18 protein-coding genes and 1 pseudogene are annotated in these 25457 nt (G+C 71.5%); 12 read left to right on the top strand and 7 right to left on the bottom strand.

What is annotated here, in order from left to right; all coding sequences use genetic code 11:
- Together ADL01_RS03780 and ADL01_RS41335 are read left to right on the top strand one after the other, a co-directional pair.
- Positions 1–361, top strand: a 361-nt coding sequence (locus ADL01_RS03780; RefSeq protein WP_159049445.1) for a tetratricopeptide repeat protein, incomplete at its 5' end; no start/stop codon positions are given.
- 361 nt (positions 362–722) lie between these two features.
- Positions 723–1793 carry an HNH endonuclease signature motif containing protein gene (locus ADL01_RS41335; protein ID WP_107090794.1) on the top strand — a complete coding sequence of 357 codons (1071 nt, stop codon included), beginning with the start codon at positions 723–725 and terminating at the stop codon, positions 1791–1793.
- Positions 1794–2411: 618 nt separating this feature from the next.
- On the opposite strand, the gene ADL01_RS03770 is transcribed toward ADL01_RS41335, so the two are convergent.
- The 4 genes from ADL01_RS03770 to ADL01_RS03755 form a co-directional block, all read right to left on the bottom strand.
- Positions 2412–2735 carry a hypothetical protein gene (locus ADL01_RS03770; RefSeq protein ID WP_053740425.1) on the bottom strand — a complete coding sequence of 108 codons (324 nt, stop codon included), beginning with the start codon at positions 2733–2735 and terminating at the stop codon, positions 2412–2414.
- Positions 2732–3946, bottom strand: coding sequence for a Shedu anti-phage system protein SduA domain-containing protein (locus tag ADL01_RS03765; protein WP_053740424.1), 1215 nt, complete (start codon positions 3944–3946; stop codon positions 2732–2734). The genes ADL01_RS03770 and ADL01_RS03765 overlap by 4 nt, the downstream gene beginning before the upstream one ends.
- A 275-nt stretch (positions 3947–4221) precedes the next feature.
- A complete protein-coding gene (locus tag ADL01_RS03760; RefSeq protein WP_053740423.1) occupies positions 4222–4629 on the bottom strand; it encodes a PIN domain nuclease in 408 nt (135 codons plus the stop codon).
- Positions 4626–4853, bottom strand: a complete 228-nt coding sequence (locus ADL01_RS03755; RefSeq protein ID WP_053740422.1) for a type II toxin-antitoxin system VapB family antitoxin — start codon at positions 4851–4853, stop codon at positions 4626–4628. The genes ADL01_RS03760 and ADL01_RS03755 overlap by 4 nt, the downstream gene beginning before the upstream one ends.
- Positions 4854–5149: 296 nt before the next feature.
- Between ADL01_RS03755 and ADL01_RS03750 the strand changes: the two genes are divergently transcribed.
- The 3 genes from ADL01_RS03750 (at position 5150) to ADL01_RS03740 (ending at position 12125) form a co-directional block, all read left to right on the top strand.
- Complete coding sequence (locus ADL01_RS03750; RefSeq protein WP_234354489.1) at positions 5150–8329, top strand: ABC transporter permease; 3180 nt, start codon at positions 5150–5152, stop codon at positions 8327–8329.
- On the top strand, positions 8326–11073 hold the full coding sequence (locus ADL01_RS03745; RefSeq protein WP_053740420.1) for an FtsX-like permease family protein: 2748 nt from the start codon (positions 8326–8328) through the stop codon (positions 11071–11073). The genes ADL01_RS03750 and ADL01_RS03745 overlap by 4 nt, the downstream gene beginning before the upstream one ends.
- A 98-nt stretch (positions 11074–11171) precedes the next feature.
- The gene (locus tag ADL01_RS03740) at positions 11172–12125 is read left to right on the top strand and encodes an ABC transporter ATP-binding protein (RefSeq protein ID WP_053740419.1); all 954 of its coding nucleotides are present in this window, start codon (positions 11172–11174) and stop codon (positions 12123–12125) included.
- Between the two features lie 43 nt (positions 12126–12168).
- Here ADL01_RS03740 and ADL01_RS03735 read toward each other — a convergent pair whose 3' ends face one another.
- On the bottom strand, positions 12169–12861 hold the full coding sequence (locus ADL01_RS03735) for an ABC transporter ATP-binding protein (RefSeq protein WP_053740418.1): 693 nt from the start codon (positions 12859–12861) through the stop codon (positions 12169–12171).
- A gap of 158 nt (positions 12862–13019) precedes the next feature.
- On the opposite strand from ADL01_RS03735, the gene ADL01_RS03730 reads away from it, so the two are divergent.
- From ADL01_RS03730 to ADL01_RS03710, 5 genes are all read left to right on the top strand, one after another.
- Entirely contained in the window at positions 13020–14249 is a 1230-nt protein-coding gene (locus ADL01_RS03730) for a PP2C family protein-serine/threonine phosphatase (protein WP_053740417.1), read from the top strand.
- 121 nt (positions 14250–14370) lie between these two features.
- Positions 14371–15474, top strand: coding sequence for a sugar ABC transporter substrate-binding protein (locus tag ADL01_RS03725; RefSeq protein ID WP_053740416.1), 1104 nt, complete (start codon positions 14371–14373; stop codon positions 15472–15474).
- A gap of 34 nt (positions 15475–15508) precedes the next feature.
- On the top strand, positions 15509–16285 hold the full coding sequence (locus tag ADL01_RS03720) for an ATP-binding cassette domain-containing protein (protein ID WP_199834747.1): 777 nt from the start codon (positions 15509–15511) through the stop codon (positions 16283–16285).
- 2 nt (positions 16286–16287) lie between these two features.
- Complete coding sequence (locus ADL01_RS03715; protein WP_053740428.1) at positions 16288–17478, top strand: sugar ABC transporter permease; 1191 nt, start codon at positions 16288–16290, stop codon at positions 17476–17478.
- Between the two features lie 425 nt (positions 17479–17903).
- On the top strand, positions 17904–22469 hold the full coding sequence (locus tag ADL01_RS03710) for a PD40 domain-containing protein (protein ID WP_053740415.1): 4566 nt from the start codon (positions 17904–17906) through the stop codon (positions 22467–22469).
- A 19-nt stretch (positions 22470–22488) separates the two neighbouring features.
- On the opposite strand, the gene ADL01_RS03705 is transcribed toward ADL01_RS03710, so the two are convergent.
- Positions 22489–23388, bottom strand: a complete 900-nt coding sequence (locus ADL01_RS03705; RefSeq protein WP_053740414.1) for a GNAT family N-acetyltransferase — start codon at positions 23386–23388, stop codon at positions 22489–22491.
- 225 nt (positions 23389–23613) lie between these two features.
- On the bottom strand, positions 23614–24111 hold the full coding sequence (locus ADL01_RS03700; RefSeq protein WP_234354488.1) for a MarR family winged helix-turn-helix transcriptional regulator: 498 nt from the start codon (positions 24109–24111) through the stop codon (positions 23614–23616).
- A gap of 50 nt (positions 24112–24161) precedes the next feature.
- On the opposite strand from ADL01_RS03700, the gene ADL01_RS03695 reads away from it, so the two are divergent.
- Together ADL01_RS03695 and ADL01_RS03690 are read left to right on the top strand one after the other, a co-directional pair.
- Positions 24162–24539 carry a cupin domain-containing protein gene (locus ADL01_RS03695; protein WP_053740413.1) on the top strand — a complete coding sequence of 126 codons (378 nt, stop codon included), beginning with the start codon at positions 24162–24164 and terminating at the stop codon, positions 24537–24539.
- A gap of 426 nt (positions 24540–24965) precedes the next feature.
- Positions 24966–25457: pseudogene (locus ADL01_RS03690) on the top strand (helix-turn-helix domain-containing protein); the annotation flags it as partial.

Below are 25457 nucleotides of genomic sequence, written 5' to 3'. Positions count from 1 at the left end.
CAACAACCTCGCCAGCGCCTACCGGGCGGCGGGGGATCCGGGACGCGCCATCCCCCTGCACGAGGCCACTCTCGCCCAGCGCGAACAGGTGCTGGGCGACACCCACCCCGACACCCTGCGCAGCCGCAACAACCTCGCCAGCGCCTACTACGCGTTGGAGGATCTGGGACGGGCCATCCCCCTGCTGGAGGCCACTCTCGCCCAGCGCGAACAGGTGCTAGGCGACACCCACCCCGACACCCTGAACAGCCGCAACAACCTCGCCAACGCCCGCCTAGCTACCCAAGCTGTACAGCAGCGAAGTACAACAACCTCTGCAACCGACCATGACCAACAACCACCCGCAGGGACCAAAAAGTAACCCCTACGACCCCTGTCGACCGATCCCTATAGAGCTACCGGTCAGAAGGTGCACATGCCCCATCCGTGCCCGATCCAGCGGGAAACCACGGGGAACCACGGTGCTGTCCGGGCACCGCACACGACAACGGCCCCGGGCAAAACACTCCAGGGGGACATGACCCATCCCGGAGGCGCTGATACGTGAGAACTACATAGAGGCCGTACACCACCTCCCGCCCTTATGAGAGGAGGTGAGGGCCTTCGCCACCGAACGCGGCAGCGCCGCGCGGGCCCGGACGGTTGGAACACCTTCGCTCGCAGTCGAGACCACTCAGGTGGGCCTGGTGCGACACCAGGTGAAGGCACGAAAGGAAGGTGATATGGCGTCGAGCAAGAGAATCGCCGAAGCCCTAGCCCGCGCACCCAGACTCTCTGCCGAAGAGGTCGAAGCGCGAAGGGCAAGCGATGCCGCCCGCATCGCAGAGCAGGCCGAAGTGCGCCGTCAAGCCCTGAACAAGGCCAAGGAGAAGGCCGGAAGCCACAAGAGCGAGGCAGCCGCACTGCCTGAAGGTGGACGCCTGCCGAAGCGCAGGCTGGTCACCCGCGAAATGCGACGGGACCTCATCCGGATCAACAGGAGGCCCCAGGCGGAAGGCGGGAAAGGGCAGAAGCCTCGGAAGCAAAAGCAGCCCAAGGCCCAGACCCCGCCTCTCACCAGCAAGCCGCAGAAGCAGCCGAAGAAGAAGCCCCGCCGCGTACGGGGCGCACTGGACGAGGTCTACCGGGCCCAACTCGCTGCCCGCGCAGAGATGGAGGCGCGAGCCCGGCCGGATGAACCCGCCCCCGATCTACCCCAGACACCTGCACGGCTCCCGAGAGAGGAACCCGCACACACATCACCGACCGTTCCGGCGGCTCGAAGGGACCTGCCGGTCGCGAGCGACAAGCCGTGCCCGGTCTGCGGCAAGAGCGGAGTCCCCATCGGCTCACCTCGGCACGCCCGATGCGAGCGGCTTGCCCGAGTGCCTGACGTACCCCCGCCCCGCGCGGAACCGGCGCCGCATCCGAACCGGGGCACCGAGTACCGCAGACTCGTTGAGGCAGCCGAGCACCGTGAGGCTGCTACAAGAGGAAAGCGCTCCAGCGGTACCAACTCCCGGCCGGTGCGCATCTCGCAAGCCCGCGAAGCCGTCCTCATCAGATGCGACGGCCGGTGCGAGAACCCCAGGTGTCCCGGACAGCCGGACGACTTGACCGACGACGGGCGGCCAATCCTCGAAGTCGACCACGTAGAAGAGATCGCCGCCGGAGGCCGTGACCACCCCTCACAGATGGTCGCCCTCTGCCCGAACTGTCACGCCGTCAAGACACGCGGCCGGACAAGGGAAGCACTCCGTGGAGTCCTCGCCCAGGCAGCCCGGGACAAACACGCGGCGTGGCTGTTGCGCTAGCCGCACCGGCTTGCCACGGTCGTGTCCCCGGCCGTGGTGTAGCCGATCACGACCCGCTGCCTCAGGTCTCCGGCCCGACAACTCGGCGGACGAGTTCCGGAACGGATCCGCCGGCCTCCTCGACCACACGGCCGAAGACCCCCTCTTCTCGCGCCAAAGAGGCCGTAAGAGCCCGCAGTTCCGCAGCTACGTCCACTGTGCATTCTCTACTGGATCAACCCAGACCAGACCGTGCCTTTGCCGTATCGTGCGATCGGACGGTGAGTGTCTAACTGCGTGACAACGCCCACGAACAGCGGCGGACGCCCGCGAACGTCTGCGGACCATCAACGCAGGCGAAAGCCACACCAGCCCAAGGCGCCACCCCCACCCAAGTTGCTTCGGGACGAAGAGGTCGTGGGTTCAAATCCCGCCACCCCGACACAGGTCAGAGGCCCATTCACGGGATTGTGAATGGGCCTCTGTCGTGCGTACAGCGGAGTACCCCGCGAGCCCTCGCCAAGAACGGCTAGTAATTCGGGACCTAAAGGTCATCGGGCTCGAATCCCACCACCGCGGCAGACAAACACCAGGCCGGGTGCCTACGGGATCGACCTGGCGGGCCTGCTTCTGTACGACTCAAGCGCGCCCCGGGCGCAGATGGCGGGAGGCTGCCAGGCAGGAGGACAACCATGTCGCCTCAGAGCGGTCGATGATCAGGTCGGCCACAGTGATCACCCCTTCCATGGCTCCGTCGAGTCGTATCGAATGATCACCGACCCGGACCATCTTCCAGTCCACGTCGCTGTGCCAGAGCCGGGCGGTCTTGTCGCCCCGCCGCTGGGCGAAGACGAGTTCCTCGCCGTGCTCGTTCATGAAGTAGCCGACGTAGTCCTTGCCGCTGATGGCGCCACCGCAGAGTCTCGCCAGGAGCGGCTCGATCGCGGGAGAGTGGTCGTTCATGCCGTGTGTCCGTCAACTGGGCCGGAGCTCTGCTCGTCCGCCGAGAGCGCCAGCAACCGCTCCGCGGAATCCAGCAAGGTCTCGTAGGTGATCACTTCTATGCGCGCCATATGCGTGTTGTAGGTTCGCAGCGTGTCCGCTACCTGCTGGGGCGTGATCCCCTCACTCACGTACTGCGGATGCCCGATCACGACTGTGGCAGAGGCCCTGCGCGTGTCGACTCCGTATCGCGCGAGGATGGCTTCACGGCCCTCGTCCAGAGTCCGTAGGTAGTTCTGCGCCTGTGAGACCGCCTGGTGGACCGGGGCGCCCAGCATGAGTTGGCCGCTGGGTCGGATGACCAGTTTCTCGATGTTGGCGCGCTTGAGTTCCACTACCTGCAATGAGCCGTCCCCTCGCAGCAGCGGAATGTCGAGAATGGTGTCCGGGGTGTACTGGCGGCGGGCCAGCTCAGCCACGAAGGCACCGCCGAAGATCCACTCCTGATTCCTCAGGCAGGAGTGGAGGGCACCCTCAGAGCTCTCAGGGCGGTTCACTGCGGCACGCAGGGAGGCGAGGCCCGCCCGCCTGGCCCGCAGTTCAAGCAACTGAGCCAGCATTCCAGCATCCGCATCTTCCAGGAACTCGCTCATCATCCGGGCGGTTTCGGCGGAGGCCGGCCGGGGCAGATCCCGCAGGATCAGTTCCATGTGCCCGTACGCCTGGAGGCGCTTGAGGTACTTGGTGGACAGTTGGATTCCACCCTCGCCGTCTCCGATACCCAGATGGCCGGTGGACCGGGCGATGCCGCGGAAGAGAGCAAGGGCGTCGGTGACACTCGCATCGGGATTCTCGGCGCGCAGCGCCTCCAGGACGGACACGGCGCGCTCTGTACCCATTGCCGCCATTCGCCGCATGAACTCCTCGCTCCGCTGCCGCGCCTCCGCATCGTAGTAATTCTCAATGGTGTCAAGGAAGAGTTTGCCGCCCGCGTAGCCGGCGAACCTCTGGAAGCGCTGAGCTAGCGCGAACTCCTCATGGAGTAGGCACTGTTGGGCCACATCTTCCAGGGCGTCCACCAGCGGTCTTCCCTTGCCGTACGTCCCGCCGAAGCCATCGCCCATGATGCGCAGCACCGCGTCGATCCGTTCACGCACGCCAGCGTGCTCGGTGAGTTTTCGCGCTTCTTCGACCATGAGCCTGAGCGAGTAGCTGGACCGGAATATCGCCATACCGGGACTCTAAGAGTCAGCACTGACAACGTCGGCGCCGACAACTACGGGTCGCAGTAGCCGAGAGGCCCGGCGCTTACGAATCTTCGTGGATGTCGCGGTTGTTCCGCCGGCCAAGTCAGCGTGCCTTCGCCGCGCGCGTGAAGATCGCCACCGGCTGGCAGAGCTCAGGGGCATTTTCTCGCCGCGCCGCGACGTGTGCCGTGCCCCGGCGTCGGAATCGCCGGGCGCGGCAAGCTCACTCGGTAGTGCGGGTGGATATCCGAACCGACCGGCTACCTGAGGTCGATCCGTCGGACCGGCTGGCCTGTGGTGCGGGCGATGGTTTCGAAGTCACTGTCGTAGTGCAGCAGCGCGAGTCCCGCTTCTTCCGCGGCTGCGGCCACGAGAAGGTCGACGGCTCCGGCGCTGCGGTGCTCACCCTTGGCGGTGAGCTCGCGTTGGACAACTCGGGCTCGGCGATGGATGCCGTCGGGCATGGGGCACCAGGTGAACTGGTTCAGACGTTTCTGGATGGCCTCGCGGTCTTTCACGGAACGTGCGGAGTAGAGGACTTCCAGTTCGGTGAGGTCGCACAAGGCGATCAGTCCGGCGCCCATCCGCTGTTCCCACTCTTCGGTTGCCTGTCGCAGCAGTACGCGAGCCAGGGCCGACGTGTCGATGAGGTAGTCGGCCACGCTCACCGGGCGGGACCACCTCGGTAGTTGCGCTTGTCCAGGAGGAGTTCGACGTCGAGGGCACCTTCGTCCGCGAGATCCTGCAGCTCGTGCAGGGCACGCAGGCGGCGATTGCGGGCGACGATCTCGCGCAGGGCGGTGTTGATGGTGTCCCGCTTCGTGGAAGTGCCCAGCTCCTTCGCTGCGGCTTCCAGGGCGTCGTCGTCGAGATCGATGACCGTTCTGCTCATGAGCCTCACCTCTGTATACATCAAATGATGTATCAGTGTACATGATCGAATATATCGCGCGAGGTGAGGTGGCAAGTCGAAACTGTGGGATCAAAAAACGCCTGGCTTTCGATCACAAGCGACCAACCTCAGTCCTACAATGCCCACCTGCACCCACACGCCCCCGGCGTCTCATCGCGCCCCGGGCCGTGTGGTGGAAACCGGGGGGTTTGGTGGGGGAACGCGGGTTGCCTGCGGGCTTGTTGCGGTTTGTTGGGCTGCGGGCCTGGGTTTATCGCGCGCTTCTTGGGGCCGCCCTGCTCACCGTGTTGCTGACCACTACCGTGCTGGCCTCGCTCACCGCCTACTCGGGCGCGATCGGGGATGCGGCGTTGCGGCGGTCGCTTGCTGGGCAACGTACCGCTGGTGAGGCCGCGTTGGTGGTCAAGGCCGATGTGCCCGCCGGTGAGCGGAAGGCCGCCGACGACGCCGTGCGGGTGGGGGCCCGGGGCGTCTTCGACGGGCTGCCCGTGCGGGTACGTACCCTGCTGCGTTCCGGGCCCTACGCGCTGCCCCTCGCGCTGCGGCCCGCCGCCGAGCGGGGCGGGAACCCCGACCTCACGCACTTCGCGGCCCTCGATCGCACACAGGTACGGACCGTCGCGGGACGGCTCCCCCGTGAGGCGGTGACCGCCGGGATCATAGAGGTCGCACTGCCGCAGCGCGCCGCCCGGCAGCTCGGGGTGGCTCCCGGCGCCCGGCTGACCCTGACCGACCAGTTGCACGGACCGCCGGTGCGCGTCCTGATCACCGGCGTGTACCGGCCGGTGGATGTCCGGGCGCCCTACTGGCAGTTGGACGAGCTGGGCGGCCGGGGTGTGCAGGCGTCGAGTTTCACGACGTACGGGCCGCTGCTCACCGCCCCGGGTGTGCCGGCGTCGGGGCGGGTGAGCGTCGGGGCGTCGGGCTGGCTGGCGTCCGCCGACTACTCCTCGCTGACGACGGAGCGGATCGGCGCGCTGCGCGAGGCCGCGCGCTCGGGGAGTGTCCGGTTGCGCAAGCAGCCCTCGCTCGGCGGGGCGACCGTCGTGGCCACCGCGTTGCCCGACGTGCTGGACCGCGTCGAACGCGCCCTGCTCGTCACGCGTTCCAGCATGCTGATCGTCGCCGGTCAGCTCGTACTGCTCGCGGCCTGCGCCCTGTTGCTCGTCGCGCGACTGCTCAGCTCCGAACGTACGGCCGAGACCCGGTTGCTGCGGGCGCGCGGTGCCACCCGGGCCCGGCTGGCGGGCCTGGCCGCGCTGGAGGCCCTGCTGATCTCCGTACCGGCCGTGGTGGTGGCGCCGCTGTTGTCGGGGCCGTTGACGCGGCTGCTCGTCGGGCAGGGGGCGCTGGGCCGGATCGGAATGCGCGTCGACGTGCCGGCCGGGGGCCGGGCCGAGGTGTGGGCGGTCGCCGCGGGTGTGGCCGCGCTGTGTGCGCTGGCAGTGGCCGTCCCGGCGTGGCGGGCGTCCTTCGCGGGCACCGTCACCGTGCGGGCGGGGGCGCTGGCCGGACCTCTGCGCGCCGGCGGGGATGTCGGGCTGCTCGCCGTGGCCGGGGTCGCCTTCTGGCTGCTCGGCAGCCAGGACTCCGGTGCTGTCACCGCCGACCGCGAGGGTGTTCTCGGCGTCGACCCGCTGCTGGTGGCGGCGCCCGCCGTGGTGCTGCTCGCCGGAACGGTTCTGGTGCTGCGGCTGCTGCCCCTGCTGGCGCGGGTCGGCGAGCGGCTGCTGACCCGTGGGCACGGGCTGACCGCGGCCATGGTCGGCTGGCAGTTCAGCCGTCGGCCGATGCGCGGGGCGGGTCCGGTGCTGCTCCTGGTCATCTCCGTGGCGCTGGGCGTCATCGCGATCGGGCAGGGCGCGTCCTGGCACCGTTCCCAGGCCGACCAGGCCGACTTCCGCGCGGGTACCGAGGTGCGCGTCATGACCGCCGGGAGCGGCGGTGTGGGCCGTACGGACGTCTACGCGAACCTCCCGCACGTCGACGCCGTCACTCCTGCGGTCCGTGGCACCGTGCCGCTCTCCGGCAGCCGCACCGCGACCGTCGTGGCCCTGAACACGGCGGAGGCACCCGGGGTGGTGCTGGCGCGGGACGACCTGGCGGACGGTCCGCTGCTCGCCGGGCTCGCCCCGCGCGGGGCGCCCTCGGGCGTCGGGATACCGAAGGGCACGGCCCGGCTCACGCTGACCGCCGCCCTGCACAGCACCGCGCCGGGGCCGGGCGCCGACGTCACGCTCACCGTGCGGGACAGTCACGGAACCTCCTACGAGATACCGTCCGGCCACCTCGCCGCCGACGGCCGCCCGCACCCGCTGACCCCCGATCTGAACGGCGCCCAGGGCCCGTTGGCGCTGACCGGGCTCACCCTGAGCATGTCGCAGCCGACCGGCCGTGCCCACAAGCACCGCCTGGTCCTCGAGACGCTCACGGCGACGGCGGGCGACGGTGACGTCCGGAAGCTGACCCTGCCGACGCGGTGGGCGACCTCCGCCGAGTCCGACTCGGCCGCCTTCGCCCCCGACGACAGCGCCCGGCCGACCCGCCCCCGGATCACGTCGACGGCCCCCGTCACCATGACCTACGGCACCGGATATCTGCCGCCGGACGTCCCGCCGGGCGCCACGCCGCTGGAGGTCCGGCTGAAGGTCGCCCAGCCCCCGGCGCCCGAGGTCGTCGCGGTCGCCACCCGACGGTTCCTCACCGCGTCCGGTGCACGCGAGGGCGAACGCGTGGAGGTGCCGTTCGACGGCCGTTCCGTGCCCGTACGCCTCGTCCGCACCGCGAGCGCGCTGCCCACGACGGAGACCACCGCGCAGGACGGCGGGGCCCTGATGGTCGATCTCCGGGCCGTCGACCGGGTGCTTCAGGCCCGCTACGGAAGCGGCCTCGCGCCCACCGAGTGGTGGTTGCGCACGACCGCGCCCGCTGCCACGGCGGCTGCCGTGCGGGCCCTGCCCGACGTCGATCCGGAGCAGGTGGTGGTGCGCGACGAGATCGCGGCCGAACTGCGCGACGACCCGTTCGGGGCGGCCCCGGAAGCGGCGCTGGTCGCGGCGGCCGGGGTGACGGTGCTCTTCGCCTCGCTCGGCTTCGCGGTGAGCGCGGTGGGGGCGATACGCGTCCGGGACGACGAGTTCGCCGTACTGCGCGCCCTCGGCACACCGCGCCGCCGGCTGGCCCGCCTTGTCGCCGTCGAGCACGGCGTCCTGGTGGCCTTGGCGCTGCTGGTCGGCACGGCCCTGGGCGCGGTACTGACGCACGCGCTGGTGCCCCTCGTCGTCCTGACCGGGCAGGCCACCCGGCCGCTCCCGCCGGTGCTGGTGGAACTTCCGCTCCCGCGGCTGGCCGCCTTGCTGGCGGCCCTCGCGGCGGGCCCCGCCCTGGTGACCGCGGCCCTCGTACTTCGGCGGGCGAAGCCCGTGACGACTCTCAGGGACGAGGTGACGCAGTGACCCCGCAGCCGGTGCTGCCGCAGGTACGAGCCGGGATACGGGCCCGGCTCAGGGCCTTCGCCGGTACGTCCGTGGCCCTCGCGCTGCTGGTGGCGGTGACCGCCGCGCTGGCCGCCGCGTACCCGCGTGCCGTCGACCGGTACGCGGACGCGGGACTGCGCCGGGCGGTCGAACAGGCCTCTCCCGACCGGACGACCGTGCAGGTGGACGCCCCGCCGCCGTGGACGGACACGGCGCAGGAGGCGGAGGCCGCCCTGCGCCCCGGTCCGCTGACCGCGGCGCGGGCCAAGGTGCTCGCCGCCGTGCGGGCGCCGCTGGTCGCCGACCCCGCGCAGTCGTCGTACGGCGTACGGACGACCATCGGCATGGACGCGTCCGACCCCTGGCTTCCCCAGCCCGCCGGCATACCCGCCCAACTGGTGCTCGCCGCCCAGCAGGGCCTGGCCTCCCACGCCCGGATCAGCGCGGGCCGGCTGCCGCGCACCACGGGCGAACCGGTGACCGCGACGACCGAGCGGGTCGAAGCCGCCGTCACCGCCGCCACCGCGCGCACGCTCCACATCCGGGTGGGCTCGGTGATCCACCTGCCGGGGGCGCCGGGCGCCACGCTCACCGTCCGGATCACCGGGATCGTCGTCCCGCGCACCCCTGCGGGCGCCTACTGGTCGGCACTGCCGCTGCTGCGCACCCCCGCCCTGAGCCGTCAGCCCGGCAGCGCGGTCACGGACGTCTACTGGCTCGGCGGCCTGCTCCTCGCCCCCGACGCCGGCCCGGCCCTCCTGAGCTCCCCCGGCATGCCGCACCGTTACTGGCAGGTGGCCCCCGACGTCACCGCCCTGCACGGCCGTGATCTCGACCGGCTGGCGTCCGCCGTCGCCGCCCTCGAGTCGGGGCCGGGGGTGCAGCGCCTGCGGGAGGGGGGCGACCCGCGTCTGGAGGCCGTGACGAGTCTCGACGGGGTCCTCGCCGACCATGCCGGACTGCGGTCGGGAATCGACCCGCTGCTTCTCCTGGCCGCCGTCGGCACCGGCACCCTCGCCGTGATCGTCCTGGTCATGGCCGGCGGGGTGGCAGCCGACCGCCGGCGCGCGGAGCTGGCCCTGCTGCGTGCCCGTGGCGCCTCGCTGCCCGGCCTCGCCCTTCGGCTGCTGGCGGAGACGGCGGCGGTGGCCGTGCCGGCCGGCGCCCTCGGACTGACCGCCGCCCTGCTCGTCCTGCCCGGTGCCCGCACCGCGCCCGCCGTCGCCGCCGCCCTCGCCGTCACCCTGCTCGGCTGCGTCGCGCTTCCGCTGCGCGGCGTGCTCGCGCACCGCACGGTACGGATGCACGACGACCGGGAGGACTCCGCCTCCGCCCGGCCGTCACGGCGCCGTACGGTGGCCGAACTGACCGTGCTGGTCATCGCGTCGGGGGCGGTCGCCGCACTGCGCCGGCAGGGATCCGGCAGCACCGGTCTGGTCGCCGCCGCCCCGGTGCTCACGGGCGTGGTCGCGGCTCTGCTGCTGGCCCGTCTGCACCCCCTGCCGATGCGGGCGCTGAGCAGGGCGACCACGCGCCTGCGCGGCCCGGTGATTCCGCTGGCGCTGGCCCAGGTGGCGCGCGCCCCCGGCTTCGCGGTGCTGCCGCTGCTGGCCCTGCTCACCGCCCTGACCACGGCCGCGTTCGGCGGCTCGGTCCTGGCCGGGGTCACGGCGGCCCGCGACCGGGCCGCGCTGGTCGCCGTGGGCGCCGACGGCCGTATCGACACCACCGCCGGCGGCAGCCTCCCCGAGGCCCTGCCCGACCGCGTCCGGCGGCTGCCCGGCGTACGGGGCCTGACGGCGGCGAGCGTCATCGACGAGGCGAAGCCGCAACAGGGCGGCCAGCAGGTGCCGCTGGCCGGTGTGGACCCCGACGCCTACGCACAGCTGTCGCAGCGCACGGAAATGGGGTCGTTCGACGCGGCGAGCCTCCGGCAGAAGGGCGCCGGTACGGCGGGCGGCGCCGACCGGCCGCTGCCCGCGCTGGCCTCAGCTCGCGTGGCCGAGGAGTACGGCACCGGCCCCTACGTCGTCCTGCTCCCGGACGGCTCCTCCGTCACCGTCCGGATCGTCCTGGTCCGGGAGAGTACGCCGGCGGTGATCGGCGACGACTTCCTGATCGTGGACCGCGCCGGTCTGCCGCGCGGCATGGCCCGTACGACGACCCTGCTGCTGACCGGTGACGCCCTGAACGGCCGGACGCTGCGCTCGGCGGCGGAAGGCACCACGGCGACCGTCCGGCTGCGCGCCGAGGAACGCGCCCGGCACGTCGACTCACCCCTCCAGTCCGGCGCCGAACGCCTGTACGGCGTCGCGGTCGGCGCGAGCGCCGGGTACGCGGTCCTCACCCTGCTGCTGACCGTGCTGCGCACCGCGCCCGAACGCGGCGCCCTGCTCGCCCGGTTGCGCACGATGGGCATGAACCGGTCCCAGGGGCGCCGACTGCTGATCCTGACGGCCCTCCCGCAGGCGTTCCTGGCGGCGGCGGGCGGTCTGCTGACCGGCTGGGCCGGCATCCACCTGCTGTCACCCGGCGTCGACCTCACGACCATCGCCCTGGCCTCGTCGTCCGCCGTGGAGGGGGTCGCGCTGCGCACCGATCCGCTGTCGCTGGCGGTTCCGGCGCTCACCGTGCTGCTGCTGGCCGTCGGGGTGCCCGCCGGCCAGGCCTGGTGGACCAGCCGGCGCGGCTCGGTGCGCGAACTGAGGATGGGGGACGAGTAGACAGTGAGCACAGAGACGGTGAGCACCACCCGTAGACCAAGCCCCCTCACGGCACCGGCCCACGTCCCTCTCTCCACCAGTCCGCCCAGGAGCAGCCGATGACCAGCAGCCCGACGTTCCACGAGCTCACCGACCGTGCCCGCGCCGAGCGGAACGCCGCCGTCTACGGTCACGACGCCCTGATCACCTGCGACCGGCTGGTCCGGATCTTCTCCGCCGACGGCATCGAGGTGCAGGCCCTGCAAGGCCTCGATCTCCTGGTGCGCAAGGGGGAGTTGATGGCCCTGGTCGGTGCCTCCGGCAGCGGCAAGTCCACCCTCATGAACATCCTGGCCGGGCTGGACAAGCCCACCGCCGGCGCGGCCCGGGTCGCCGACCACGACCTGGTCACGATGTCGTCCAGGGAACGCCTCGCCTACCGCCGTAAGACCGTCGGCTTCGTCTGGCAGCAGACCTCCCGCAATCTCCTGCCCTATCTCACGGCGGCTCAGAACGTCGCCCTGCCCCTGCAGTTGGCCCGCACCGGGGGCCGGCGCCGGGCCAGGGCCGAGCGCGCCATGGAGCTCCTCGGCCTGCTGGAGGTCGCCGAGTGCCGCGACCGTCGGCCGTACCAGATGTCCGGCGGCCAGCAGCAGCGCGTCGCTCTCGCGGTCGCCCTCGCGGGCGATCCGGCGGTCCTGCTCGCCGACGAGCCCACCGGTGAACTCGACTCCCACACCGCCGAACAGGTCTTCGCCGCGTTCCGCACCGCCAACGAGGAGCTGGGGACCACCATCGTGATCGTCACCCACGACCAGTCCGTCGCCAGTGAGGTCCGCCGTACGGTCGCCATCCGGGACGGCCGTACGTCGACGGAGGTCCTGCGCCACAGCGAAGTCGACTCCGCCACCGGTCAGGAGAACCTGGTCGCCCGCGAATACGCCATGCTCGACCGGGCCGGCCGCCTCCAGCTCCCCGCCGAGTACACCCGCGCCCTGGGGATGCGCGACCGCGTCGCCCTGGAACTGGAACCCGACCACATCGCCGTACGCCCGGACGAGTCGGACCGCTGACTCCGAACTCCGAACTCCCGGGGGAAGCGCCGCCCGACTGGGCCTAGGCCTCCGTGATCTCGCCGTCCTTCAGCTCCAGTACCCGGTCCGCGAGGTCGAGAAGGGTCTGGTCGTGGGTGGCCACGAGGGCCGTGATCTGTTCGCTGCGGACGATCGCGCGCAGCAGCTCCATCACCGAGTGCCCGGTTTCCGCGTCCAGCTGGCCGGTCGGTTCGTCGGCGATGAGGATCGTCGGGTTGTTGGCCAGGGCGCGGGCGATGGCGACGCGCTGGCGCTGGCCGCCCGACAGCTCGCCCGGTCGCTGCGCGGCGTGGTCCGAGAGCCCCACGAGGGACAGTAGCAGCTCGACGCGCTCCCGCCGCTCGCGGGGGTCCGCCCTGCGCAACCGCAGCGGCACGCCCACGTTTTCGGCGGCCGTGAGGATGGGGATGAGCCCGAACGACTGGAAGACGAAGCCGATGCGCTCCCGGCGCAGCTCGAGGAGGGCGTCCTCGCTCTGGTCCCGCAGGTTCAGCCCGTCGACGGTGACGTGTCCGCTGTCCGGCTCGTCCAGACCGCCGACGATGTTGAGCAGGGTGGTCTTGCCCGAGCCCGAGCGTCCCTTGAGCGCGACGAGTTCCCCCCGGGGGACCTCGAAGGAGACGCCCCGCAGGGCGTGCACGGCGCTGGCGCCCCGACCGTACGACTTGTGCACATCCGTCACCCGCAGCATGGCTGCGGTCACCACCTGGCTCATCGCGCCCCCGTATGCTTCGCCGATTTCGCGGCGCGCAAGTATCTCACCCGGCACCGTACGGAACGCAATGCCGACGCCCCGGACCGTTTTCGCTTCTATCGTGGAACGGCACGGCATCGCTCGGCACCGAAGCGGACGGCACGGCAGACAGGCAGGTCATGAGGGAACCGCAGGTCGACTACGCGGCGGTCTTCCGGGCCCTGCCCGGCATGATGGCCCTGCTCACCCCTGAGCTGGTGTACGTCGACGCCAACGACGACTTCGTACGGCTGTCCGGACGTACCCGTGAACAGTTGCGGGGCCGCTACATCTTCGACGTCTTCCCCGAGAATCCCGAGGACCCGGCCTCGACCGGCATGCGGGAGACCGAGACGTCGATGCTCCGTACGGTGGCCACCGGCGAGCGGGAGACGATGGCGCTGATCCGCTACGACATCGAGGACCCCGCACGGCCCGGCCACTGGCAGGAGCACTACTGGAGCCCGGTCAACGCCCCGGTCCTCGGCCCCGACGGGAAGGTCGTGCTGGTGGTGCACCGGGTGGAGGAGGTCACCGAGTTCATCCGCGCCTTCGGCCTTCAGGGCGGTGACAGCGGTGCCGGGGCGCTGGAGGCCGGGCTGTACACCCGGGCCCGCGAGCTGCAGGGGGTCAACGAGCGGCTGCGTACGGCGCATGCCCGGGAACGCGAGGTCGCGCTGGCCCTGCAGGCGGCGATGCTGCCTCCGCCGGGCCCGACCGGGCCGCACGCGGTGGCCGTGCGTTACCAGCCCGCCGTCGGCACGCTGAACGTGTGCGGCGACTGGTACGACCTGGTCGATCTGCCCGGCGGGAGCCTCGCGGTCGCCGTCGGCGACGTCGTCGGCCATGGACTGGCGGCCGCCTGCGTCATGGGGCAGTTGCGCAGCGCGCTGAGCGGGGCCACCCGTCTGGCGGACGGGCCCGCCCAGGCCCTGGACGCCCTCGACCTGTACGCCCGCTCCGTGGAGGGCGCCGAGTCGACCAGCGTCGTGACGACCTTCATCGGCTGGGACAGCAACACCATCACCTACAGCTGCGCCGGCCACCCGCCGCCGGCTCTCGTGCACCCCGACGGCACGGTCACCTTCCTCGACCAGGCCACGGACCCGTCGCTCGGCGCCCGGCCCGAGCGGGTCCCCCGCCCCCAGGCCCGTGCGCCGTTCACCGAGGGCTCCGTCCTCGTCCTGTACACCGACGGTCTGATCGAACGCCATGACGAGGACATCGACGCCGGTCTGGCCCGCCTCGCCGACTCCCTCACCCGGCACCGGCACGCGGATCCCGAGGCCCTGGCCGACGCGCTCCTGACCGACCTGCTGCCGCCCGCCGGCAACACCGACGACACCGCCCTGATCGTCCTGCGCCTCTGATCGGCCGGTACCTCCGTCCTGTGCCTCTGATCGTTCCTGTGCCTCTGATCGTTCCGAGCGCGGCTGCGGCAGCTTGGCTACGCTGGGCTCGAAGTTCACATAACTCCGAAAAGGGACGACCATGGGTCTCGGTGCCGGTCTTCCAGCCATGAAACGCGGGGTCCTCGCCGTAGCGGTCGCCGCCGCTCTGAGCCTCGCCGGGGCCTGCGGAAGCGGAGACGGGGGCGGCGGTGGCGGAGGGGACAGCATCAACGTCGGGGTACTGATGCCCGGGGGCGGTGACTCCCGGTTCGGGCGGTTCGACCGGCCGCTGATCGAGAAGCAGGTCAAGGTGGTGTGCCCGGAGTGTCCCGCCGCGACCGTCGCCGCCACCTCCGACCCCACGGTTCAGCAGCAGCAGTTCGAGGCCATGATCACCCGGGGTGTGGACGTGATCATCCTCGCCGCCGTCGACCCCAAGCTGATGCGTCCGTCCGTCGAGGCAGCGCACCGGGCGGGCATTCCGGTCGTCGCCTACGACCGGCTCGCGGAGGGGCCGATCTCCGGGTACGTGACCTTCGACGGGGACAAGGTCGGGCGGCTCCAGGGCGAGGCGCTGCTCAAGGCCATGAGTGCCAGGGGGGACGGTCGGCGGATCGTCATGATGAACGGGGCCACCACCGACCCCAACTCCGCGTGGTTCAAGCAAGGCGCCCTCGCCGTGCTCAAGGGCAAGGTGACGATCGGCAAGTCGTACGACACCGTCGGATGGCGGCCCGAGAACGCCTACGACAACATGACCAGCGCCATCTCCGCCCTGGGCGCCGAGAACATCGACGGCGTGCTGTCCGCCAACGACAGCATGGCCGGCGCCGTGGTCGCCGCGTTCAAGGCCGCCAACGTCGCGAAGCCGCCCCCGATCACCGGCCAGGACGCCGACCTCATGGCCGTACAGCGGATCGTCAGGGGCACGCAGTACATGACCGTGTACAAGCCCTACAAGCGCGCGACCGACGCCACCGTCGAGATGGCCGTCGCCCTCGGGCGCGGTGAGAAGGTCGGGTCCATCGCCACCGGCGGTATCGACAGTCCGACGACGAAGGACATCCCGGCGGTCCTGCTGCCGTCCGTCCCGGTGACGGTCGGCAATATCGAGGACACGCTGGTGAAGGACGGTCTGTACACCGTCGAGCAGATCTGCACCCCGGCCCTGAGGCCCGCCTGTGACCGGGCCGGCCTCACCTGACCAGGTTCCGTTCTCTCGGGGAAGGAGGTGACCCGTGCCCGGTCAGCCCCTGCTGGCGCTGCGAGGCGTCTCCAAACGGTTCGCCGCCGTACAGGCGCTGGTCGACATCGAACTCGAGATCCGGGCCGGGGAGGTGGTCGCCCTCGTCGGTGACAACGCCGCCGGCAAGTCCACCCTGGTCAAGGTGATCTCGGGGGTCGGTCCCCCCGACAAGGGGGTCATCGAGTGGCAGGGCAGCGCCGTACAGATCAGGCGGCCCCAGGACGCCAGCGGCCTCGGGATCGCCACCGTCTACCAGGACCTCGCGATGTGCGAGAACCTCGACGTCGTCGCCAATCTCTTCCTCGGCCGGGAGATCCACCGCTTCGGCGTCCTCGACGAGGTCGAGATGGAACGCCGGACCCGCGAGCTGCTGCACACCCTGTCCATCCGGATCCCCGATGTGCGGGTGCCGCTCGCCAGCCTCTCCGGCGGTCAGCGGCAGGTCGTCGCGATCACCCGTTCCTTCCTTGGCTCGCCCCGGCTGCTCCTGCTCGACGAGCCCACCGCCTCCCTGGGCATCCAGCAGACCAACCAGCTCCTCGACCTGATCGAGGAACTGCGCGACCAAGGGCTCGGGGTGCTTCTCATCAGCCACAACATGAGTGACATCAAGGCCGTCGCCGACCGGGTCGCCGTGCTGCGCCTGGGCCGCAACAACGGGCTCTTCGACGTGAACACCACCTCCCAGGAGCAGATCATCTCCTCCATCACCGGTGCGTCCGACCACGCCGTCGCCCACCGCTCGCCCCCGGACGAGATGTGGCCGTGAACATGAAGCCCCGTCTCGTGGCGGGCGCCGACGCCGTGCGCCGCAGGGTGCGCAAAGGGGGGCTCGGGCCTGCCCCGGTGCTGCTCGCTCTCGCCGTGATCTGGGTGGTCTTCCAGTGCCTCAACGAAAGGTTCCTCTCCCCGCGCAACCTCTCCGTCCTCAGCGTGGACATCGTCGGGACCGGCATGGTCGCCGTCGGCATCGTCTTCGTGCTGCTGATCGGCGAGATCGATCTTTCCGTGGGCGCGCTGGCCGGGCTGGCGGGCGCGATGTTCGCGGCGCTGAACGTGAACGTCGGCATGGCCGAATGGCTCGCCGTGATCCTCGCGGTGATCTGCGGTACGGCGATCGGGGCCCTCCACGGGTTCCTGTTCGCCAAGTTCCACGTACCCGCGTTCGTCGTCACCCTCGCCGGGCTGCTGGCCTGGAGCGGTCTGATGATCCTCCTGCTCGGGCCTGACAGCACCATCCACTTCAGCGAGGACGGGCTGGTCGCCGCGCTGACCAGCCGCTACTACAGCGCCCCCGGCTTCACCTACGGTCTCGCGGCGCTCTGCACGGCCGCGTACCTGCTCGTCTCCCTCCGCGACCGCGGCCGCCGCGCCGCCGCCGGGATGCCGTGCCGGCCGGTGGGTGGGATCTGGGCCCGTACGGCACTGCTCGCGGTCGTCGCGTTCAGCACCGTCGCCGTACTGGACCGTTTCGAGGGGATCCCGTTGGCGCTCCTTATCTTCCTCGGCGTCCTCGTCTCCTCGGATCTCCTGCTGCGCCGCACTCGCTACGGCCGGCAGGTCCTCGCCCTGGGCGGCGGCGTGGAGGCCGCCCGGCGAGCGGGCGTGGACGTGACGCTCGTACGGGTCTCGGTGTTCATGGTGGCGGGGACGCTGGCCGCGTTCGGCGGGCTGTTCGTCGCGTCGCGGTTCACCTCGGCGAGCCAGGTCTCGGGCACCGGCATGCTGCTGATCAACGCCGTCGCCGCCGCCGTCATCGGCGGCACCAGCCTGTTCGGGGGGCGTGGTTCGACCTGGTCCGCGCTGCTTGGGGTGCTCGTCATCCAGTCGATCGCCTCGGGCATGGCACTGCTGGGCGTCGAGACCGCCGTCCAGTTCATGATCACCGGCGGGGTGCTGATCACCGCGGTGATCATCGACTCGCTGGCCCGAAGCACTCCGGCGTCGCGCGAGCGGCCCTGAAGAGGGGAGGTTTACTGGTCACTCCGCCGGAGGAGATGTCGCGCATCGCCCACAACGTCGTTCGGCACCGGTCCCTCCCCACGTGGGGACCGGTGCCGAAACGATGGACGGGGACCCGGGGGAGTCCGGACGCTGCCGGTTCCGCGGATCTCGGGCCCGCGCGGTGCGGCCGACACCCCCGGCTGGAGTAATCCCACAGAATCCGGCCGAAAACATTCGGTGTCCGAGCTGGCCTGAGGATCGCTGCGCTGGTCGTCCGGTCGGACACCGCGTGGCTGATTCCTTGTTGCGTCATGATCCTGCCATCCACCGCTCCCAAAGAGGAGGTTCCGGTCCAGCTCCGAGGGCTTAACCGCAGGTCAGGCGTATAGAGTGGGTTTTCCGGTCCGGACGACACCGGATATTCAGACGCAGGGGAGTAAGGGGTGGAGACCTTGAGTTCCGACTCAGGGCCACGCACGGCGTTCGCGGAGCGGCTCTCCCTCTTGTACAAGGAGGCCGGTAATCCCCCCCTCAAGCGGGTGGCCGAGGCCGTCGTCCAGTTGCAGCGGGTCGACGAGCGTGGCCGACCGGTTCGGGTGTCCGTGCAGCGGATCAGCGACTGGCGGCGGGCCAGGAACGTGCCCGCCCAGTTCGCCGCCCTCGCCGCCGTCCTGAGCGTCCTCGTCCCGCTGGCCCGGCGCGCCCGGCCCGTGCCCGTCTCCCCCGGGCTGTACGACATGGTCCAGTGGCAGCACCTGTGGGAGCGCGCCGTCGCCGACCCCGTCGGTGACCGGGCTCCGGGCTCCCCCGAGGACCAGGAGCCGCCGGCCGTCGAGGTCCCGGCCGTGCCGGGCGGGGTGTGCCCCTACCGGGGCCTCGCCTCGTACCGCCGGGAGGACACCCGCTGGTTCTTCGGCCGGGAACGGAGCACCGACGCGCTGGTCGCCCAGCTGCGCGCGGCGGAGACCGCGGGCCCCGGCGACACCGACGCGGGCACCGGCGGGCTGGTCATGCTGGTGGGCGCGTCCGGGGCCGGCAAGTCGTCCCTGCTGAGCGCCGGGCTGGTGCCCGCGCTGCAGGAGGGGGCACTCGGCGGACCGGGGCAGGCGCCGCGGGAGGTCGTTCAGCTCGTCCCGGGCAGCGATCCCCTCGCCGAACTGACCCGCCGTATACCCGGCCTCGCGGAGATCCTGTCCCTGGGCGGGGAGTCGGCGCCCGAGCCCGGCACGCCGGAATTCGCCCGTGCGGTACGGGAGACGGTGGCCGCCTGGGCCCGGCGGGACGCTGCTGGGGCGTCCGGCTCGCCGGGGGGCTCGGGGGACCCGGGCACCCCGGGTGCCACCTATGTCCCTGGCGCCCCGGGGGCCTCCGATGCCCCTGGATCCTCTGGCACCCGGGGTGCCTCTGGCTTCGCCGCCGCCTCCGGCTCCCCGGCTGCCTCTGGCTTCCCGCCGGCCTCCGACGCCCCTGGGTCCCCTGGCGCCTTCGACACCCTGGCTGCCTCTGGCTCCGCCGCCTCCGGCTCCCCGGCTGCCTCCGGCTCTCCCGCCGCCTCCGGCTCCCCGGCTGCCTCCGGCTCTCCCGCCGCCTCCGATGCAGCCGGCCCCTCGGCTGCCTCTGGCTCCGCCGCCTCCGACGCCCCGACTGCCTCCGGCTCCCCTGGCGCCTCCTGTTCCCCTGCCGCACCCGGCACCTCGGCTGTCTCCGAGACCCCTGCCGCCTCCGGCTCCCCGACTGCCCCAGACACCCCGGGTTCCCTGGCCACCTCCAACGCTCCCGCCGCCCCAGGCAACCCCGCCGCCCTCCCCGCCCGCCCCGTCATCATCGTCGACCAGTTCGAGGAAACGTTCACTCTCTGTCTTGACGAGACGGTCCGCAACGCCTTCATCCAGGTTCTTCACGCCGCCTCCTCGCCCCCCGGCCCCGGTGAGCGGGACGGTCTCGGCGGCGGGGCGCCCACTCTTGTCGTCCTCGGGATCCGCGCCGACTTCTACGACCAGTGTCTGCGTCATCCCGAGCTCGCCGACGCGCTCCAGCACCGGCACATGGTCCTCGGGCCGCTGACCGGCGCCGAGCTGCGGGAGGCCGTGACCGGCCCCGCCAAGGCGGTCGGCCTGGAGCTCGAACCGGGGCTCGCGGAGCTGATCGTCCGGGAGGTGAGCGCCGACGGACCGCGCGGAACGCACGACGCGGGCGTGCTGCCGCTGCTCTCCCACGCCCTGCTCGCCACCTGGCAGCGCCGTAAGGCGGGACGGCTGACGCTGTCCGGCTACCGCGCGGCCGGCGGCATCCAGGGCGCCGTGGCCGCGACCGCCGAACGCGCCTGGGCGGGCCTCGACCCGGCGGCCCGCTGCGCCGCGAGGCTGTTGCTGCTGCGCCTGGTACGCCTCGGCGAGGACACCCAGGCCACCCGCAGACGCGGTACCCGACGCCAACTGGCCGCCGAGTCGGCGGACCCGGCCAAGACGGAGGAGTCCCTCGAGACCCTGGTGCGCGCCCGGCTGGTGACGCTCGACGCGGAGAGCGTGGAGATCACCCACGAGGCGCTGCTGCACGCCTGGCCCCGGCTGCGCGACTGGATCGACGAGGACCGGGGCGGCAACCTGCTGCGCCAGCGCGTCGAGGAGGACAGCAGATCCTGGGAGGAGTCGAAGCGCGACTCCTCCCTCCTCTACCGGGGCTCCCGGCTGGAGCAGACGCACACCTGGGCGAGGTCCGCCGGTGACACCTTCCTGACCCGCAGCGCGGTGCAGTTCCTGGCCGCCTCGGTGAAGCTGCGCCGGCGTACCGTCCTGATGCGCCGCGCCGCCGTCGCCGTGGTCGTGGCGCTGGCCCTGCTGGCGGGCGGTGCGGCGCTGATCGCCCGGCAGCAGCGCGACGACGCGGTGTTCGAGAACGTGCTCGCCGAGGCGGACCGCGTCCAGTCCACGGACCCGTCGCTGTCGGCGCAGCTCAGCCTGGTCGCCCATCAGCTTCGCCCGGACGACGCGGGCACCCGCAGCCGGCTGATCTCGATCGTGAACACCCCGCTGGCCACCCCGCTGGCCGGCCACTCCGGCGCCGTCTACCTCACCACGTTCAGCCCGAACGGACGGCTCCTGGCCACCGCGAGCTACGACAGGACCGTACGGCTGTGGGACGTGTCGGACCGGACGCACCCCAGGCCGCTGGGCAAACCCCTGGTCGCGAACGCGAGCTGGGTGAGCAGCGCGGTCTTCAGCCCCGACGGCCGCACCCTGGTCAGCGCGGGCGACGACGGCACGATCCGCCGCTGGGACCTCACCGACCCCGCCCACCCGCGCCCTCTCGGCACCCCCCTGAACGGCCATGACGGCACGATCTATCTGATCGCCTTCAGCCCGGACGGCCGCACCCTCGCCTCGGCGAGCGAGGACCACACGGTCCGCCTGTGGAACATGACCGCCCCGGCCCGCCCCACCCCGCTCGCCACGCTCACCGGCGCGGAGGCCGCCGTGCGCGCCATCGCGTTCAGCCGCGACGGCCGGCGACTGGCGGCGGCCGGCGACGACAGGGCGATCCGGCTGTACGACGTGTCGAGGCCGAGCGACCCCAAGCGGTACGCCACGAAACTGACCGGGCACACGGACCTGGTGCACTCGGTGGCCTTCAGCCCCGACGGCCGCACCCTCGCCAGCGGCGCCGCCGACGACACGATCCGGCTGTGGGACGTGTCCGACCCCGTGCGCGCCGCCCAGCTCGGCGCACCGCTGACCGGCCACACGGACGCGATCTGGTCGGTGGCCTTCAACCCGGGCGGGACCATGCTGGCCGCCGCGAGCGCGGACAGCACCGCCAGCCTGTGGAACGTCAGCGATCCGCACTACCCCTCGCAGGTCGGCGAACCCCTCACGGGCAGCAGCGGCGAGATGTACGCGCTGGGCTTCAGCCCCGACGGCCGTGCGCTCGCCACCGGGAGCGGCGACAGCAAGGTGCGGCTGTGGTCGCTGCCGATGTCGGACATGATCGGCCGGATCGGCGTGTTCCGCCCGGACGGCAAGCTGCTCGCCACCGGCTCGCGCGACGGCCAGGTCCGGCTGTGGAACGTGGAGCGGCCCGGCCGGCCCGTGGCACTGGGCGAACCGTTCACGCCCGGGGAGGGCGAGGTACGGACACCGGTGTTCTCCCCCGACGGCCGCACCCTCGCCCTGGCGGCGGGAAACAGCACGGTGCAGCTGTGGAACGTCAGCGATCCGAAGCGTCCCGTCCCCTGGGCGGCCCCCGTCAGGCTGAAGACCCGCTTCGCGGCCACGGTGGCGTTCAGCCCGGACGGACGCACGCTGGCCACGGCGTACGAGGACTTCACCGTGCAGCTGTGGGACGCGACCGACCCGGCCCGGCTGCGCCCGCTGGGCCCCCAGCTCACCGGCTACCGGGGCTACGTCGACTCCTTCGTCTTCAGCCGGGACGGCCGTACGCTGGCCGGCGCGAGCGCGGACGGCACGGTCCGCCTGTGGAACGTCACCGACCCGGCCAGGGCCACCCCGCTCGGCAAGGTGCTCAGGGGACATTCCGGCCCCGTCAACGAGCTGGCCCTCAGCCCGGACGGCCGTACGCTGGCCAGCGGGAGCGACGACGGCACGGTCCGCCTCTGGGACGTCACCGACCCGGCGCGGACCCACAGCGTGGGCTCCCCCCTCACCGGGCACACCGAGTCGGTCGAGTCGCTGTCGTTCAGCCCGGACGGAGAGGTCCTGGCGAGCGGCGGCAACGACAACGCGGTCCTGCTCTGGAGCGTCGCCGATCCGTCGCGGGCCAGGTCCATCGGCCAGTCGATGAACCCCAACGCCAAGACGGGCAACTTCCTCGCGTTCAGCCCGCGCGGCGGCATCGTCGGGGTGTCGAGCGGCGCGGACACGGTCCGGCTGTGGAACCTCGACGTCGATACGGCCGTCACCCACATCTGCTCGACGACCCGAGGCGTCCTGACGGCGGAGAAGTGGCACGTGTATCTGCCCCGGTTGTCGTACGAGCCGCCGTGCGACGGGTGAGGGAAGCCCCCCTTTCGGTTCACGCGAAGTCGTACACGCCCCAGCCGGCGATCAGGCGGTAGCCGATGCGTTGGTAGAGGGCGTTGCTGGTGGGGTTGTTCGGGTCCGCGTAGAGCACGACGTCCGTGGCGCCCGCGTCGAGCGCGGCGCGGCTGACCGCGACCGTCACGGCACCCGCGTAGCCGCGACCGCGCAGGTGGGCCGGGGTGTAGACGGGGTCCACCCGGACGTGTCCTGCGACCATCGGGTTCACGCCCGCCAGGGAGACGGGTGTGCCGTCCGGGGTCACCCAGTACGTGTAGCGCTTCTCGCCGAAGCGGGTGCCGGCCCAGGTGTCGGCGTTGATGGTGACGTCCTCCCCGAGGTCCTTCGCCAGTTCGCGGCACCAGCTCATCAGGTGCTCGTGCTCCTCCCCGCCCACGAGTCGGCCCCGGCCCGCCGGGACGGGCTGCGGCGGGGTGAGGGTGCCGAGACGGTACAGGTTGATCGAGGTGCGGAGGGTCGGTGTCGCGCCGGTGTGCCGCTGCCAGGCCTCGGCGAAAGCGGCGGCGGTGCCGTGTTCCGCGCTGACACCCGGGAGGCGGTGGCCGAGAGCGGCCAGGTGGGCGGCGAGGGTGTCGGCCTGCTCGGGGGTGAGGGGGGTGAGGCTCAGCAGGTTCTTCGGGGCGAAGCGGTAGAAGACGGCGCCGACCTCGCCGGATCGCTCCAGTCGGCCGAGGACGGGGGCGTTTGCGGGTGCGTGTGTGGCGGGGGTGGCGGTGGTGGGGGGCGCGGTCGTCGCAGCCGTCTCGACCGTCCGCAGCTTTTCGAACGTGGTCAGCGCGGTGGTGTGCAGGGCGGGCCGCGAGCACAGGAACTCCCAGGCCCGCGCGCGGAATTCATCGATGTCGTCGGTGAGGTACCAGTCGTCGGAGCGCATGCCTGATGGTCCCGGTCCAACGCTCGGCACACGGAAACGGTTGTACTGGAGCAGGGGTGAACGGGAGTGATCCCAGTCACAACTGGTCACCAGAGGAGAGCAGTCGACTCCCACTGAGCATGTGGGCTTGTTACCCTTGGCCAGAGCCCGATCGCTGGTGCATCCCCCGTCGCCAGCGGTCGGGTTCTTTCGTGCCCGGATTCCCGACATGCCCGGGCACGTCGGCTACGAGCCGCCGAACCAGCCGGGCACGTCGAGCACGAACGGCTCCGACGGTGTCATCCGCCGAAGGTCGGCCTCCAGCGCGCGGAGCCGGTCTTCGCCGAGCGTACGAGCCCAGTCGGCCCGGAGGCGGTCGAAGATGCGCGCCGACCGGGCCAGGCAGTCCGTGCCCCGGTCGGTGAGTCGCACGATCTTGCGCCGCGCGTCGACGGGATCCGCGCCGCGTTCCACGTAACCGAGCCGCTCCAGCGTGTCGATCGTCTTGCCCGCCGCCTGTTTGGAGACTCCGAGCCGACGGCCGAGATCCGCGGCGGTGGTGCCGTCCGGGCCGATCGCCTGGAAGACGTAGCCGTGCATCGGCCGGACGTCGGGGTGTCCTTGGCGTGCGAGCTCGTCGTGGAGGTCGTCGATCAGGACGCGGAAGGCCAGAAACAGTCGCAGGGGCAGCTCGAAGCCAGGGGATTCAGGCAGCTCGGGGGAGTCACTTGACACGATCGACAACCAGGTTCACCATTTCGACAACCATGTTGTCGAGTTTAGGGGATTCCACGATGCCTGTCATCCACCACGCCGAGAGCCGCCGGACCGAGACCCCCAACGCCGTGATGACCACGCTTGCCTCACCGACGCTGGGCGGTGCCGGAATGGCTCTGTGGCGCGTCGACATGCGGCCCGGCGCCACCGGCCCCCTCCACACGTTCGACGCCGAGCAGGTGTGGACGGTGCTGGACGGCGGCGCGACCCTCGAGCTCGACGGCGAGAAGCACGTCCTGGTACCGGGCGACACGGTCGTCATGCCCGCGGAGGTGCCGCGCCGCGTGCAGGCCGACCCGGAGGTGGGCTTCGCCGCCATGGTCGCCGCCCCTCCGGGCGCCGCCGCTTCCGCCCCCGGCGGCACCGAGAAGTCGGTGCCGGCCTGGACCGTGTAGCCGCGACCTCCGGCTCACGATGTACGTCATCGCCGACGCCCCCGCGCATCGAGGTCGCTCCGGAACCCCGCCCTCCGTGCTCCGGGGCGACCAGCGGTCTTTCCCAAGAAACGTAGGGAGAAAGAAACCAACCAAACCCCACCCCCCTCCTGCCTGCCCGCCCGCCCGCCCGCCGGAGACGGCGACGGCGAGGGCGACGGCGACGGCGACGGCGACGGCGACCACGGGCCGCTTCCGCTTCCGCGCAAACTCACTCGCCCGAGTGAACATCGCCAACTCGGCTGGATTTGTGCCCGGTTGCCTGCCTTACGCTCAGCGCAGCAGGACCACCACAGACAACCGCTGACGGCGGACATACGACGGCCCTCGCCGGGACTGGCATCCCAATGCGAGGGCCTGACCAACAAGGAAGAAAACAGCTTCCCGATGGATACGAAAAACCTTAGCGTGCCCTCGCACGCCAAGTCCCGTATTGCAGGCGACAAACACCCGAACCGGCGCTCCAGCTCCGGCGTTTCCGGCGTCGTCCACGACAACGCCCGCCACACCACCCGCTTCACGGTGATCGGCAACCACCTCGCCCAGCATCCCGAGCTGTCGCTGCTCGCCATCGGACTGAGCGTCCATATCCAGTCGCTGCCCGCCGGTGCCCGCGTCGACATCAAGACGCTCACCGCCCGCTTCCCGGAAGGCGCGGACCGTATCGCCGCCGCCCTGCGCGAACTGGAAACCCACGGCTACCTGCGCAGGCCCCGCGAGCGCACCCCCTCCGGCCGCATCGTCACCCGCACGGTCTCCTGCAACCGCCCCGGACGCCCCACCGAGGGCCACGCCGATCGCCGTGCCGAGCCCGAGCCGCACCCGGGGCGCCCCGCCCACCATGCGCCCGGCCCCGAACAGAGCGCCCCGGTGCCCACC

It is taken from the genome of Streptomyces sp. NRRL WC-3618, from assembly GCF_001280005.1.
Taxonomy (GTDB): domain Bacteria; phylum Actinomycetota; class Actinomycetes; order Streptomycetales; family Streptomycetaceae; genus Streptomyces.
The sequence above is the reverse complement of the archived record's forward strand: the minus strand, read 5'-3'. Positions and strand labels throughout refer to the sequence as shown.

Excerpts from the sequence above, each read along its gene's own strand:
- ADL01_RS41335 (WP_107090794.1), top strand. The coding sequence starts at position 723 with ATGGCGTCGAGCAAGAGAATCGCCGAAGCCCTAGCCCGCGCACCCAGA.
- ADL01_RS03770 (WP_053740425.1), bottom strand. The coding sequence starts at position 2,735 with ATGAACGACCACTCTCCCGCGATCGAGCCGCTCCTGGCGAGACTCTGC.
- ADL01_RS03765 (WP_053740424.1), bottom strand. The coding sequence starts at position 3,946 with ATGGCGATATTCCGGTCCAGCTACTCGCTCAGGCTCATGGTCGAAGAA.
- ADL01_RS03755 (WP_053740422.1), bottom strand. The coding sequence starts at position 4,853 with ATGAGCAGAACGGTCATCGATCTCGACGACGACGCCCTGGAAGCCGCA.
- ADL01_RS03740 (WP_053740419.1), top strand. The coding sequence starts at position 11,172 with ATGACCAGCAGCCCGACGTTCCACGAGCTCACCGACCGTGCCCGCGCC.
- ADL01_RS03735 (WP_053740418.1), bottom strand. The coding sequence starts at position 12,861 with ATGAGCCAGGTGGTGACCGCAGCCATGCTGCGGGTGACGGATGTGCAC.
- ADL01_RS03730 (WP_053740417.1), top strand. The coding sequence starts at position 13,020 with ATGAGGGAACCGCAGGTCGACTACGCGGCGGTCTTCCGGGCCCTGCCC.
- ADL01_RS03725 (WP_053740416.1), top strand. The coding sequence starts at position 14,371 with ATGGGTCTCGGTGCCGGTCTTCCAGCCATGAAACGCGGGGTCCTCGCC.
- ADL01_RS03715 (WP_053740428.1), top strand. The coding sequence starts at position 16,288 with ATGAAGCCCCGTCTCGTGGCGGGCGCCGACGCCGTGCGCCGCAGGGTG.
- ADL01_RS03705 (WP_053740414.1), bottom strand. The coding sequence starts at position 23,388 with ATGCGCTCCGACGACTGGTACCTCACCGACGACATCGATGAATTCCGC.
- ADL01_RS03695 (WP_053740413.1), top strand. The coding sequence starts at position 24,162 with ATGCCTGTCATCCACCACGCCGAGAGCCGCCGGACCGAGACCCCCAAC.